The 14188-nt window shown below is 39.3% G+C and carries 13 protein-coding genes; 10 read left to right on the forward strand and 3 right to left on the reverse strand.

What is annotated here, in order from left to right; translation table 11 throughout:
* The first annotated feature begins 10 nt into the window (after positions 1-10).
* The 6 genes from rpsK to E7Y33_RS04245 all read left to right on the forward strand — a co-directional run bounded on the left by rpsK (position 11) and on the right by E7Y33_RS04245 (position 4576).
* Positions 11-394 carry a 30S ribosomal protein S11 gene (rpsK, locus tag E7Y33_RS04220; protein ID WP_001118385.1) on the forward strand — a complete coding sequence of 128 codons (384 nt, stop codon included), beginning with the start codon at positions 11-13 and terminating at the stop codon, positions 392-394.
* A 42-nt stretch (positions 395-436) separates the two neighbouring features.
* Positions 437-1372 carry a DNA-directed RNA polymerase subunit alpha gene (locus E7Y33_RS04225; protein ID WP_000568993.1) on the forward strand — a complete coding sequence of 312 codons (936 nt, stop codon included), beginning with the start codon at positions 437-439 and terminating at the stop codon, positions 1370-1372.
* A gap of 11 nt (positions 1373-1383) precedes the next feature.
* A complete protein-coding gene (gene rplQ / locus E7Y33_RS04230) occupies positions 1384-1770 on the forward strand; it encodes a 50S ribosomal protein L17 (protein ID WP_000331493.1) in 387 nt (128 codons plus the stop codon).
* A 263-nt stretch (positions 1771-2033) separates the two neighbouring features.
* On the forward strand, positions 2034-2300 hold the full coding sequence (locus E7Y33_RS04235) for an ACT domain-containing protein (protein ID WP_125391431.1): 267 nt from the start codon (positions 2034-2036) through the stop codon (positions 2298-2300).
* 9 nt (positions 2301-2309) lie between these two features.
* Positions 2310-3647, forward strand: coding sequence for a PFL family protein (locus tag E7Y33_RS04240; protein ID WP_139689729.1), 1338 nt, complete (start codon positions 2310-2312; stop codon positions 3645-3647).
* Positions 3648-3883: 236 nt separating this feature from the next.
* Positions 3884-4576 (forward strand): histidine phosphatase family protein, encoded by a 693-nt coding sequence (locus E7Y33_RS04245; RefSeq protein ID WP_000049290.1) that lies wholly within the window; start codon positions 3884-3886, stop codon positions 4574-4576.
* 100 nt (positions 4577-4676) lie between these two features.
* On the opposite strand, the gene E7Y33_RS04250 is transcribed toward E7Y33_RS04245, so the two are convergent.
* From E7Y33_RS04250 to E7Y33_RS04260, 3 genes are read right to left on the reverse strand one after another with little or no spacing between them, the layout of a single operon-like run.
* Positions 4677-6335, reverse strand: a complete 1659-nt coding sequence (locus tag E7Y33_RS04250) for an ABC transporter permease (RefSeq protein ID WP_139689730.1) — start codon at positions 6333-6335, stop codon at positions 4677-4679.
* Complete coding sequence (locus E7Y33_RS04255) at positions 6325-7416, reverse strand: ABC transporter ATP-binding protein (RefSeq protein ID WP_139689731.1); 1092 nt, start codon at positions 7414-7416, stop codon at positions 6325-6327. Before E7Y33_RS04255 ends, E7Y33_RS04250 begins: the two co-directional genes overlap by 11 nt.
* A gap of 12 nt (positions 7417-7428) precedes the next feature.
* The gene (locus E7Y33_RS04260) at positions 7429-8469 is read right to left on the reverse strand and encodes an ABC transporter substrate-binding protein (RefSeq protein WP_139689732.1); all 1041 of its coding nucleotides are present in this window, start codon (positions 8467-8469) and stop codon (positions 7429-7431) included.
* 314 nt (positions 8470-8783) lie between these two features.
* Here E7Y33_RS04260 and leuS point away from each other — a divergent pair, with 314 nt between their 5' ends.
* The 4 genes from leuS (at position 8784) to E7Y33_RS04280 (ending at position 13759) form a co-directional block, all read left to right on the forward strand.
* Positions 8784-11285: a leucine--tRNA ligase gene (leuS, locus tag E7Y33_RS04265; protein ID WP_139689733.1), complete on the forward strand. Its 2502-nt coding sequence runs from the start codon at positions 8784-8786 to the stop codon at positions 11283-11285.
* A 176-nt stretch (positions 11286-11461) separates the two neighbouring features.
* Positions 11462-11917 carry a MarR family winged helix-turn-helix transcriptional regulator gene (locus tag E7Y33_RS04270; protein ID WP_139689734.1) on the forward strand — a complete coding sequence of 152 codons (456 nt, stop codon included), beginning with the start codon at positions 11462-11464 and terminating at the stop codon, positions 11915-11917.
* 56 nt (positions 11918-11973) lie between these two features.
* Entirely contained in the window at positions 11974-13206 is a 1233-nt protein-coding gene (locus tag E7Y33_RS04275) for an acyl-CoA thioesterase/BAAT N-terminal domain-containing protein (protein ID WP_139689735.1), read from the forward strand.
* A gap of 139 nt (positions 13207-13345) precedes the next feature.
* Positions 13346-13759 carry a YjdF family protein gene (locus E7Y33_RS04280; RefSeq protein ID WP_139689736.1) on the forward strand — a complete coding sequence of 138 codons (414 nt, stop codon included), beginning with the start codon at positions 13346-13348 and terminating at the stop codon, positions 13757-13759.
* Positions 13760-14188: the final 429 nt, after the last annotated feature.

Genomic DNA, 14188 nt, shown 5'->3' on the forward strand with positions numbered 1-14188 from the left:
GGTAAAAGTCTTGGCTAAACCAACACGTAAACGTCGTGTGAAAAAGAATATCGAATCTGGTATTGCTCATATTCACGCTACATTTAATAACACTATTGTTATGATTACTGATGTGCATGGTAATGCAATTGCTTGGTCATCAGCTGGTGCTCTTGGTTTCAAAGGTTCTCGTAAATCTACACCATTCGCTGCTCAAATGGCTTCTGAAGCTGCTGCTAAATCTGCACAAGAACACGGTCTTAAATCAGTTGAAGTTACTGTAAAAGGTCCAGGTTCTGGTCGTGAGTCAGCTATTCGTGCGCTTGCTGCCGCTGGTCTTGAAGTAACAGCAATTCGTGATGTGACTCCAGTGCCACACAATGGTGCTCGTCCTCCAAAACGTCGCCGTGTATAATCATCGCATTACACTGCTTTTCGTTTAAGAGGGAGTAACTAAATGATTGAGTTTGAAAAACCAAATATAACAAAAATTGATGAAAATAAAGATTATGGCAAGTTTGTAATCGAACCACTTGAACGTGGCTACGGTACAACTCTTGGTAACTCTCTTCGTCGTGTACTACTAGCTTCTCTACCAGGAGCAGCAGTGACATCTATCAACATTGAAGGTGTCTTGCATGAGTTTGACACAGTTCCAGGTGTTCGTGAAGACGTGATGCAAATCATTCTGAACATTAAAGGGATTGCAGTGAAATCATACGTTGAAGATGAAAAAATCATTGAACTTGACGTTGAAGGTCCTGCTGAAATTACAGCTGGAGACATTTTGACTGATAGTGATATTGAAATTGTAAATCCAGATCATTATCTCTTTACAATCGGTGAAGGTTCTTCTCTAAAAGCGACAATGACTGTTAACAGTGGTCGTGGATATGTACCTGCTGATGAAAACAAAAAAGATAATGCACCAGTTGGAACACTTGCTGTAGATTCTATTTATACACCAGTTACAAAAGTCAACTATCAAGTAGAGCCTGCTCGTGTAGGTAGCAATGATGGATTTGACAAATTAACCCTTGAAATCTTGACTAATGGAACAATTATTCCAGAAGATGCTTTAGGGCTTTCAGCGCGTATCTTGACAGAACATCTTGATTTGTTTACAAATCTTACTGAGATTGCTAAGTCAACTGAAGTGATGAAAGAAGCTGATACTGAATCTGACGATCGTATTTTGGATCGTACGATTGAGGAACTGGACTTGTCTGTGCGTTCATACAACTGTCTGAAACGTGCCGGTATCAATACTGTGCATGATTTGACAGAAAAATCTGAAGCAGAGATGATGAAAGTACGAAATCTAGGACGCAAGAGTTTGGAAGAAGTGAAACTTAAACTCATTGACTTGGGTCTTGGATTAAAAGATAAATAAAGGAGGAATACATGGCTTACCGTAAACTAGGACGCACTAGCTCACAACGTAAAGCAATGCTTCGCGATTTGACAACTGACCTTTTGATCAACGAATCAATCGTGACAACTGAAGCTCGTGCTAAAGAAATCCGTAAAACTGTTGAAAAAATGATTACTCTAGGTAAACGTGGTGATTTGCATGCACGTCGTCAAGCAGCTGCTTTCGTACGTAATGAAATCGCATCTGAAAACTATGATGAAGCAACTGATAAGTACACTTCTACTACAGCACTTCAAAAATTGTTCTCAGAAATCGCACCTCGTTATGCTGAACGTAACGGTGGATACACTCGTATCCTTAAAACTGAACCACGTCGTGGTGATGCTGCGCCAATGGCGATCATCGAATTAGTATAAAATCATCAATTTTGTTGAGTGTTATGATGATGGAGTCTTGTGCTCTTAGTCTAGCTCTGGTCTACCGCTGGGACTTCGGTCCTAGCGGGAACACTCATCATCATTTGATAGGGTAGACGCTTGTTTACGAAATTGTTTTTTGTTTAAGAACAACTTCGTAAGCAGGCGTTTTTTAGTATTTTCTATGGAAATATGCTATACTAGGAAAAAAGAAAATCAAAAACGTTCAGGTTTTCTAAAAATCGTAGAATGGGAGTCTAAAGATGAAGGCTATTATTACAGTGGTTGGCAAGGACAAGGCTGGTATTGTTGCAGGCGTGTCTACTAAAATTGCAGAGTTGGGTTTGAATATTGACGATATTTCTCAGACAGTACTGGATGAGTATTTTACCATGATGACGGTCGTTTCTAGTGACGAAAAACAGGATTTCACTTATCTGCGAAATGAGTTTGAAACTTTCGGTCAGACCTTGAATGTCAAAATCAATATTCAAAGTGCGGCAATTTTTGACGCTATGTATAATATCTAGGAGGTGGCTATGGATATTAGACAAGTTACAGAAACCATTGCCATGATCGAGGAGCAGAACTTCGATATCAGAACCATCACCATGGGGATTTCCCTTTTGGACTGTATTGATCCAGATATCAATCGTGCTGCTGAAAAGATTTACCAAAAAATCACCGCTAAAGCTGCAAATCTAGTGGCTGTAGGAGATGAAATTGCTGCAGAACTTGGGATTCCTATTGTTAATAAACGAGTATCGGTGACTCCGATTTCCTTGATTGGAGCAGCGACTGATGCGACGGACTATGTTGTTTTGGCAAAGGCTCTTGATAAGGCTGCCAAGGAGATTGGTGTTGACTTTATTGGTGGATTCTCAGCTTTGGTACAAAAAGGCTACCAAAAAGGAGATGAAATTCTCATCAATTCTATCCCACGCGCTCTAGCTGAGACAGACAAGGTTTGTTCGTCTGTTAACATTGGCTCAACTAAGTCAGGCATCAACATGACTGCGATTGCTGATATGGGACGTATCATCAAGGAAACAGCTGCGCTATCAGATATGGGTGCGGCCAAGTTGGTCGTATTTGCTAATGCTGTTGAGGACAATCCTTTTATGGCAGGGGCATTTCATGGTGTTGGCGAAGCAGATGTTATCATCAATGTCGGGGTTTCGGGTCCGGGTGTGGTCAAGCGTGCCTTGGAAAAAGTTCGTGGACAGAGCTTTGATGTAGTAGCGGAAACAGTCAAGAAAACGGCCTTCAAGATTACTCGTATCGGTCAATTAGTTGGTCAGATGGCCAGCGAGAGACTGGGTGTTGACTTTGGAATTGTCGATCTAAGCTTGGCGCCAACTCCTGCAGTTGGTGATTCTGTGGCACGTGTCCTTGAGGAAATGGGCCTAGAAACAGTTGGTACGCATGGGACGACGGCTGCCCTCGCTCTTTTGAATGACCAAGTTAAGAAGGGCGGAGTCATGGCTTGTAACCAAGTCGGTGGCTTGTCAGGTGCTTTTATCCCCGTTTCTGAAGATGAGGGGATGATTGCTGCGGTGCAAGATGGCTCTCTAAATTTAGAGAAACTAGAGGCCATGACGGCTATCTGTTCTGTTGGGTTGGATATGATTGCCATTCCGGAAGATACGCCTGCTGAAACCATTGCAGCTATGATTGCGGATGAGGCGGCAATCGGTGTTATTAACATGAAAACAACGGCTGTCCGTATTATTCCAAAGGGCAAGGAAGGCGATATGATTGAGTTTGGTGGCTTGCTAGGGACAGCTCCAGTAATGAAGGTCAACGGGGCTTCGTCTGTTGATTTCATCTCTCGCGGTGGGCAAATCCCAGCTCCAATCCATAGTTTTAAAAATTAATAAAAAAGCGAGAGGATTTAAGTTGAGTTTAAGGATGACTGTGTATACTATAATCATTAAATAAAGACCTCCTAACTTTATTTAATAGAAATCCTAAACTTTTTCATAATAATCTCCTAGGGAAGCTACCGTGAGGGTAGCTTTTCTTGTGGCAAAATTAGGAGAAGGAGCTTTGCTTTTGAAAGCCAAATATTTCTTTGATCCATGATATAATAGAAGAAAATGGAGGATAGAAAATGTCTAAAGTAAGATTGTACTTAGTCCGTCATGGGAAAACCATGTTTAACACGATTGGACGTGCTCAAGGATGGAGTGATACGCCTCTAACTGCAGAAGGTGAGTTGGGAATTCATGAGTTGGGAATTGGCTTGAGAGAGTCTGGTTTGCAGTTTGACCGAGCTTATTCCAGTGATTCAGGGCGTACCATTCAGACCATGGGAATTATCCTAGAAGAACTGGGCTTGCAAGGGAAAATCCCTTACCGCATGGATAAGCGAATCCGTGAGTGGTGCTTTGGTAGTTTTGATGGGGCCTATGATGGAGATCTCTTTATGGGGGTCATTCCTCGTGTATTCAAGGTGGATCATGTTCATCAGTTATCCTATGCGGAGCTAGCTGAAGGTTTGGTAGAGGTTGATACTGCTGGTTGGGCTGAAGGTTGGGAAAAACTTAGTGGCCGAATTAGAGAAGGTTTTGAAACGATTGCCAAAGAAATGGAAGAACAAGGTGGTGGCAATGCCTTGGTTGTTAGCCACGGGATGACCATTGGTACGATGGTTTATCTCATTAATGGCATGCATCCGCATGGTCTAGATAATGGTAGTGTGACCATTCTAGAATACGAGAACGGTCAGTTTACTGTTGAAATCGTCGGTGACCGTAGCTATCGGGAACTGGGACGTGAGAAGATGGAAGAAAATTCTATTTAATCAGTAAATACGTTCATCAGAACTTCGGGTCATGTATTGTGATAAGAGATTAGAAAAACAGCCTAGGATCATCCTTTCGGCTGTTTTTGATAGGGAAAAATTAGAGTGTAATGTTATTGCTTTTAGAGATTTTCATGAATAATAGTAAGGAAGCGACTGTTAGGATAGATAAAATCGTGGATAAAGCTGCGGCTACACCATAATTTCCTCTGAGAACCTCTGTATAGATTGCTACGGTCATAGTTTTTGTTTTGGAATTATATAGCAGGATAGAAGTAGAGAGTTCTGAAATCATTGTTACCCATGATAGAATAGATCCAGAAATAATACCGGGTAACATCATTGGAACAGTGATTTTACTGAAAGTATTGAGACGGCTACTTCCTAAACTCTCAGCGGCTTCTTCAATGCTAGGTGTTATTTGTTGCAAGCTAGCAACAGATGAGCGAATCGTATAAGGGAGTCTTCGTACAGATAAGGAGACAATCAATATAAAAGCTGTTCCAGTAATCATCAGAAATCCGCTTCCAAAAAGACCAGTATTGAATGAAGAAATGAAGGCAATACCTAGAACAGTTCCTGGCACAATATAAGGTACCATACTAAGGCTATCAATTAAGTTTGTAAACAAATTTCGTTTTCTAACAGCTAGGTAGGAGATAACCGTTGCAAATAAAACAACAAGAATTAAAGCAATCAAAGGAATGCGAATCGTATTAAAAATAGCAGATCCCATACGATTGAAGGCAATTTTGTAACTATTTAGAGAATAGCCTTTGACAAATACCATACCTGATGTTTTTAGGAAAGAGGTATAAATCAAGTAGACTTGAGGTAGAACAGAGAACAAGATAATTCCGTAGACTGTTGCATAAATAGCAGCCATTTTTCCTTTTGTAGTTTTTTTCGGCTCAATTGGATGGAGCGAATTCATGCTGAAACTATAGCGATTTGAAATATATTTTTGGATGAGGAAGATTGTTAAAGCAATGATAATCGCCATGATTGCTAAAGCAGATGCAAATGCAGAATTTCCGCCAACCTCACTAATGAATTGATTATAAATTAAAACAGGGAAGGTCCGATATCCTTCACCAATTAACATAGGTGTTCCGAAGTCGGAGAATGCTCTCATAAATACAAGTAGGGCAGCAGCAAGTAAAGTTGGAACTAAAAGGGGCAAAACAACGGTTACCATACGTTTGAATCCGATTACCCCCATACTTTCAGCTGCTTCAAGAAGGGAATGGTCAATTCTTTTCATTGCTCCAGCCACGTATAGAAAAACTAATGGGAATAGCTGAAGTGTAAACACAAGTACAATTCCTTTGAAGCCATAAATATCAATAGCTGGAAGATGAAGGATATTTGTCAAGAATTTAGTGATGACACCATTTCGTCCCAATAAGAGAATCCAGGAGTATGCCCCTACGAAAGGAGCTGACATGGAAGCAATGATAATCAATATCTGTAAAAATTTCTTTCCTTTGAAGTCATATATAGAAAAGAGGTAAGCCAATAAGATCCCTAAAACTAGGGAGGTTACAGTAGAAGTAATGGAGACGTTAAAACTGTTTACTAGTGTCTCAGAGTAATAGGATTTACTAAAGAAATCCTCAAAATTAGCTAGTGAGAATTTACCTTCATGTATGAGTGCTTGCTTAAGTACAATAACGATAGGATAAACAAGAAAAATAAGATAGGTAAGAAAGATGAAGAACGAGGAGGTTGTCCAAATATTTAGTTTTTTACCTTTCATAGCCAACTCCTGTAATAAGATTTTGGGAACCATCTGCAGAAAAAACATTTAACTTTTGAGTATTGATTCGTAGACGAATTCGATCCCCTTTTTGAAGATCTTCTTCAAAAGTTGATTCTTCGCTCACCTGTATTTTTGAAGAAAATACAGTCTCTACGAAATATTCAGTGGTGAGTCCAAGATAAACACTATCTGAAATGATTCCTTCAATATCACCAGATTCATCTTTGATAAACTCTTCGGGACGGATACTTACAAGAATTGCTTGTTCCTTAGCCTGATTAAGAGCTGGCATAGGGAGGGCATAACCATCTGAAAAGACGATATAAGCACCGTCGGTCCGTTTTTTTAGTTTGGCTGGGATGAGATTTGTGCGTCCAATAAAGGTTGCCACAAACTCATTAGCTGGTTTATGGTAGAGCTCTTTTGGTCGTCCGACTTGTTGGATGACCCCATCTTTCATAACTGCAATCTGGTCTGAGATAGCCATCGCTTCTTCTTGGTCGTGGGTCACATATACAGTTGTAATTCCCACTTCGTGTTGAATTTCTCGAATAACTTGGCGCATATCTAAGCGAAGTTTGGCATCCAGGTTACTAAGTGGCTCATCCATGAGGAGAACATTTGGATTAACAGCTAAGGCACGTGCCAAGGCGACACGTTGTTGCTGTCCACCACTGAGTTTATCGGGTTTTCGATCTGCGTATTGATCAATTTGCATTAGTTCCAGATATTTATTGGTTTGTTGAACTAATTCCTCTTTTGGAACTTTTTTTTGTCTAAGACCAAAAGCAACATTATCACGGACAGTCAAATGTGGAAAAATAGCGTAGTTTTGGAAAACCATCCCGATATTGCGTTTACTGGGTTCTATATTATTGATTTTAGTATCATCGAAGTAAAATTCTCCGCCTTCGATACTGTTGAAACCTGCAATCATTCGAAGAAGGGTCGTTTTTCCACAACCTGAAGGTCCAAGAATGGTGAAAAGACTTCCTTTTGGAATCGTAACGTTTAAATTCTCAATGACAGGAATGTCGTGGTAGATTTTTTTTGCGTTAATAATTTTGATTTCACTCATTGTGAACCTCTCTTACTGTTTCGATTGAATATTAGTGAAAATATCATTGTACTTTTTAAGAATAGCTGATTTATTTTTGATGACATAATCTGAATCTTCAGTGGCGATATTGATTTCTGTCATTGATTTCATATTTTTATTGGTTTTAGCATTTTTTCGAATGGGTCTGATGGTTGTTTCAGTTCCTAGTTTATCCTGAATGTCTTGAGAAAGAAGGAAATCGATAAATTTTTTAGCGTTTTCCATGTGTTTTGCATTTTTGATAATAGCTGCGTTACCAGGCAAAAAGACGGTTCCTTCTTTTGGATAAATGACTTTTACATCAACGCCATCGTTTAAGAGTTTCAATGCAGGATCTTCATAGGTAAGTCCTACAGCCATTTCTCCGTCAGCAACAGATTTGTAGACATTTGAAGAACTAGAAGCAATTTTCCCGTCTACTAAGCTAAATAGATTTTTCACATATGTCCAAGCTTGCTCATTTTCATAGCCACCTTGATCCACAAGCATGTTTGTTAATTGAGCAAAGGCACTAGAAGAATTACTTGGATCAGCAGTAGCAATCTTTCCTTTTAATTTCGGATTAAGTAAATCATTATAGCCTTCAATTTTGATATCTTTAGTTAAAGCTGAATTGACAATCAGAACACTGACATCAAGAGTGTATGGAGTGTAGAATCCTGTTTTATTCTGATATTCAGGGATAATTTGGTCGTTTTCTTGGGAGGTATAGGGCTCAAAGAGTTTTTCGTTAGAAGTGAAGAGTGCGTAGGAACCTCCGAAAATGACATCGGCTACAGGAGCTTCTTTCTCAGCCTCTGCTTTCTTGAATAATTCACCAGTACTAGCTTGGACTAAATCAACCTTGATGCCATATTTTTCTTCGAAGGCTGGGATTGTTTCTTCAATAAGATCTTCAGGGTTAGGCGAATAGATAACTAAAGTCTTATCAGTATCTTTTTCAATGCTAGGTTCAGCTTCTGTGGTTGAAGAACATCCTGATAAAGTAAGAAATATCCAGCTGAAAGAGAGAAGTGATAGTATTTTTTTCATAAGAATCTCCTTTTTTACGAACGTTTTCACTCTGCAACTTGATTAATATTTATAATTTGCAGAGTTCTATAGGATATAATAAAAACCTTAAAGAAATCTAAAATGGGAACTATGTGTTAAGGGAACTATGGGAATAATCGATGGTAATTCACATATGTTCTATATTTAGTCCGGAGTTATTCTCTTTTTGATAGATAAATGAAGTGGGGGTGATGTCCAATCTTTCTTGACAATGGGGGGAAAAGATTCTTTCTCGACTTTCAAATTCCCCCAAAAATGGTATAATAGTAACATCATAAAATTGGAGAAATAGCATGAGTTTTTACAATCATAAGGAAATCGAGCCTAAGTGGCAAGGCTACTGGGCTCAACATCATACATTTAAGACAGGAACAGATGCTTCAAAACCGAAGTTCTATGCTCTTGACATGTTCCCTTATCCTTCAGGAGCTGGATTGCACGTAGGACACCCAGAAGGCTATACAGCAACGGATATTCTCAGCCGTTACAAACGTGCGCAAGGCTACAACGTCCTTCACCCAATGGGTTGGGATGCCTTTGGTTTGCCTGCAGAGCAATACGCTATGGATACTGGGAATGATCCAGCAGAATTTACGGCGGAAAATATTGCCAACTTCAAGCGCCAAATCAACGCGCTTGGATTCTCTTATGACTGGGACCGTGAAGTCAATACAACAGATCCAAATTACTACAAGTGGACACAATGGATTTTCACTAAGCTTTACGAAAAAGGCTTAGCTTATGAAGCGGAAGTGCCAGTAAACTGGGTTGAAGAGTTGGGAACAGCCATCGCTAATGAAGAAGTACTTCCTGACGGAACTTCTGAACGTGGGGGCTATCCCGTTGTCCGCAAACCGATGCGTCAATGGATGCTTAAAATCACGGCCTATGCAGAGCGATTGCTTAATGACTTGGATGAGTTGGATTGGCCAGAATCTATCAAGGATATGCAACGCAACTGGATTGGGAAATCAACTGGTGCCAATGTAACTTTCAAAGTGAAAGGGACTGACAAGGAATTCACCGTCTTTACCACTCGTCCTGATACTCTTTTCGGTGCGACCTTCACAGTCTTGGCTCCTGAGCATGACTTGGTTGACGCTATCACAAGTCCAGAGCAAGCTGATGCAGTTGCAGACTACAAACACCAAGCTAGTCTCAAGTCTGACTTGGCTCGTACCGATCTAGCCAAGGAAAAAACAGGGGTTTGGACGGGCGCTTATGCCATCAACCCTGTCAATGGCAAGGAAATTCCAATCTGGATTGCCGACTATGTTCTTGCTAGCTATGGTACAGGTGCGGTAATGGCTGTTCCTGCCCACGACCAACGTGACTGGGAATTTGCTAAACAATTTGACCTTCCAATTGTAGAGGTGCTGGAAGGTGGAAACGTTGAAGAGGCTGCTTACACAGAAGATGGACTTCATGTCAATTCAGACTTCCTAGATGGCCTTAACAAAGAAGACGCTATTGCTAAAATTGTGGCTTGGTTGGAAGAGAAAGGCTACGGTCAAGAAAAAGTCACCTACCGTCTCCGTGACTGGCTCTTTAGCCGTCAACGTTACTGGGGTGAGCCAATTCCAATCATTCATTGGGAAGATGGAACTTCAACAGCTGTCCCTGAAAATGAATTGCCACTTGTCTTGCCAGTAACCAAGGACATCCGCCCTTCAGGTACTGGGGAAAGCCCATTGGCTAACTTGACTGACTGGCTTGAAGTGACTCGTGAAGATGGTGTCAAAGGTCGTCGTGAAACAAACACTATGCCACAATGGGCTGGTTCAAGCTGGTACTACCTCCGTTATATTGACCCACACAATACTGAGAAATTGGCTGACGAGGATCTTCTCAAACAATGGTTGCCAGTAGATATCTATGTGGGTGGTGCAGAGCATGCTGTACTTCACTTGCTCTATGCTCGTTTCTGGCACAAATTCCTCTATGACCTCGGTGTTGTTCCGACTAAGGAACCATTCCAAAAACTCTTTAACCAAGGGATGATTTTGGGAACAAGCTACCGTGACCACCGTGGGGCTCTTGTAGCGACTGATAAGGTTGAAAAACGTGACGGTTCTTTCTTCCATGTGGAAACAGGAGAAGAGTTGGAGCAAGCACCAGCCAAGATGTCTAAATCCCTCAAGAACGTTGTTAACCCAGACGATGTGGTGGAACAATATGGTGCCGATACCCTTCGTGTTTATGAAATGTTCATGGGGCCACTTGACGCTTCCATCGCTTGGTCTGAGGAAGGTCTGGAAGGAAGTCGTAAATTCCTAGACCGTGTTTACCGTTTGATTACAAGTAAAGAAATTGTTGCGGAAAATAATGGTGCTCTTGACAAGGTTTATAACGAAACCGTTAAATCTGTTACTGAGCAAATCGAATCCATGAAATTCAACACAGCCATTGCCCAACTTATGGTCTTTGTCAACGCTGCTAATAAGGAAGACAAACTCTATGTGGACTACGCCAAAGGCTTTATCCAATTGATTGCCCCATTTGCACCTCATTTGGCAGAAGAACTCTGGCAAACAGTTGCTGCAACAGGTGAATCCATCTCTTACGTGGCTTGGCCAACATGGGACGAAAGTAAATTGGTTGAAGATGAAATCGAAATCGTCGTCCAAATCAAAGGAAAAGTTCGTGCCAAACTCATGGTTGCGAAAGACCTATCACGTGAAGAATTGCAAGAAATTGCTCTGGCTGACGAAAAAGTTAAAGCAGAGATTGACGGTAAGGAAATCGTGAAGGTGATTGCGGTACCTAACAAACTCGTTAATATCGTCGTTAAATAACGAGTTTATTAGTTCTATCTGCCACCTTCAATAGTCCACTGGACTATTGAAGCCAACCAAACTTGTTAATATCGTTATTAAATAAGTTAGGAATCCTTCAGAGTAGAATCTGGAGGATTTTTATTTGACAAGAAGTTTCTATTTTGTTAATATAATTAACAAAGAAAAGAGAGATTATGGATAAAAAAGAATTTATTACATTTAATAATCGTTTCAATAGATTTATTTTAGCATTTGAACAGTTAAAAAAAAATCAACATAAAATTAATATTGACAAATCCATTACGTTGAATGAGGTGCATTTGATTGTTGTGATTGGGGAAAATCAGCCCTTAAATCTAGTAAAATTATCTGAATTATTAGAAGTTTCGAGAAGTGCAATAACTCAAAGTGTTAGAAGATTGATTCAAAAAAATTTAGTTTTTTTTGATTTTGATTCGAATAATGGGAAAAATAAATATTTGAGATTATCTGAAAAAGGCATTGAAGTTTTTAAAATCCATAAGGAGCAACAAGCATATATTGAACAATCAATCTTTTCAGTTTTAAACAACTATAGCGAGGGGGAACTTCAAACAGTTGTGAAATTGATGGATGATATTGAAAAGGTGTGGGGAGAATTACCGTGGTAAAAGTCGCGGTAAATTTTAAATATAATTGTTAAGTAAATTAACAAAGAGGAGAAGGTATGACTGTAAACATTGAACTGATTTCACAAACAGATTTAGCGGATGAATCTTTTTCTATTGCTATCAATGGTTTAGAACCAAGGACAAGGTATTGTGTAGAAATGTACCTGTCTGATTATTACTGTATAAATGCTCTCTTGCTTTTAGATCATGATGTTATATGGAAATCAACCGCAATTTTTTTATCTGATCAGGGCGGTATAATTGACACCTCTCAAACAGCATCTATTTCGGGATCTTATAAAGGAGTTTCAGAAATGGGCTTGTTTTTTAATGCGAAACCGTTGAAAAATAGGAAAAGGAGATTACCCAGTTCTCTTGATAGAATTCCATTGCGAGATTGTTTTGGTGTTGAAATTAAAATCAAGATGGGGAAAGATGTAGTCGCGGAGCAAAGTTTCGTAAGGCATTATATGAATCTGGGAATAAGGTATCAAGATATTTATGATAAGCATTTTCAAGGTCGATTATTTTATGATGAAAAGTTAAGAAGGGCGCCAGCCGTGATTATTGTTAGCGGTAGTGAGGGAAGAATTGAAAAAGCTCAGAATATTGCCCAACTTTTATCTTCTAGAGGATATATTTGTCTTGCGATAGCTTATTTTGGTTTAGAGGGATTACCCCAAAACTTAGAACGAATTCCAATAGAATGTCTGGAGGAGGCGAAAGATTTTCTATATCATCATCCTCAAGTTGATAATACAAAAATAGGAATATATGGTCGCTCTAAAGGAGCAGAGCTTGTTCTGGCTGGACAAAGTATTTTGGAAGATGTGCAATGTTTAGTACTCAATTCTCCTTCAAATGTAATATTTGAGGGAATAAAGGGAAAACTCAATTCTCATTCATCTTCTTGGACATATTTACAAAAGGAACTTCCTTATCAAAAATTTCAGTTAGGAAATTATTTGTTAAATAAGTTTTTTGGAAAACATATTCCTGAAGATAGTAGGGCTCAGATTGATGTGAGTAAAATTGCCTCTCCTTTATTATTACTAGGAAGCGATGTTGATGAAATATGGAATGCGTCATCCGCGATAGATGATATTATTTCACACTATAAAGGGGAATCCATTTTGTATAAAAAATACCATGAAACAGGGCATATGTTGATGATTGCGTATCAACCAAATCATCGTTATCGAAAAGATTGGCGATTATTAATGAAAGAAAGTGTAGACTCATGGTTTGCTACGATAAATTTTTTTGATACACATCTGAAAAATTTGTAGATAGTGCTGAACCGTGCTATAATAGTCCCAACTAAGATAAAAACACAGTTCTGGTTGGTAGTCCAGACGTAGGCAAGCCTATCAGTAACCTTCCTCCTTGGTTGTCCATTCTTAGGGATAGATTTAAGGAGGTGCTGTCGTGGAAATCGTTTCAATTGGCTTGACAGTTTATTTTGAAGATGGATTTTGGCATGGATTGTTTGAACAAGAGTATGAGGGAACTTATCAAGTTTGTCGTGTGACATTTGGTCAGGAACCAAAAGAGGATGAAATTTTGAAACTTTTACAGACTCAGTTTGTTCGGTTATCTTTTAGTCCAGAAGCAACAGTTAAACAGCGTGTGAAGATTAAGAATCCGAAGCGTCTGCAGCGAGCTGTAAAGAAACAGGTGAAGCAGAAAGTTTCTTCTAAGTCACAAGAGCTTTTACAGTTGCAGTATGAGGAACGAAAAAAGCATTCAAAACAACAGTCCAGTCTCCAAAAGCAATTGCTCAAGCAAGAGAAATTTGAACGCAAACAGCAAAAACGTAAAGAGAAGCACAAGGGGCACTAGTGACTCTCTTTCATAAAATAGAACAGCTCTTCTTGGATAACAAGAGCTGTTTTTGCTTGTATTGAAGATTTCTTTTCTAATAGATAGACTTATCGTTAATGGCAGTTTCAAATTCAGGACCATACTTGCTTGCTTCAAATTCAATCCTGCCCCATTCAGCATTTTCATTTTACTAGAAGGGAGTGTGTGCCATGATTTCTGATTCATTTTTTATTGTTTGGTTTAGCGAGAACAATACTATTGACTCCTGGATTTTTCTGCCGGATGCTATAAAACACCTCTTTTATAGCACATGTTTAAAAATATAATGTGTGGTTGTAAGTGATTTTAAACTTCCTCTAGTGATTCGATAGGAGAAAAACAAGCCTGCTCTACTTTAATTTAACCCCCATTATTTTACCACTTGGCCTTTCATTTTAACTGCTTATC

This window comes from Streptococcus oralis, assembly GCF_006175905.1.
Classification (GTDB): Bacteria; Bacillota; Bacilli; order Lactobacillales; family Streptococcaceae; genus Streptococcus; species Streptococcus oralis_BG.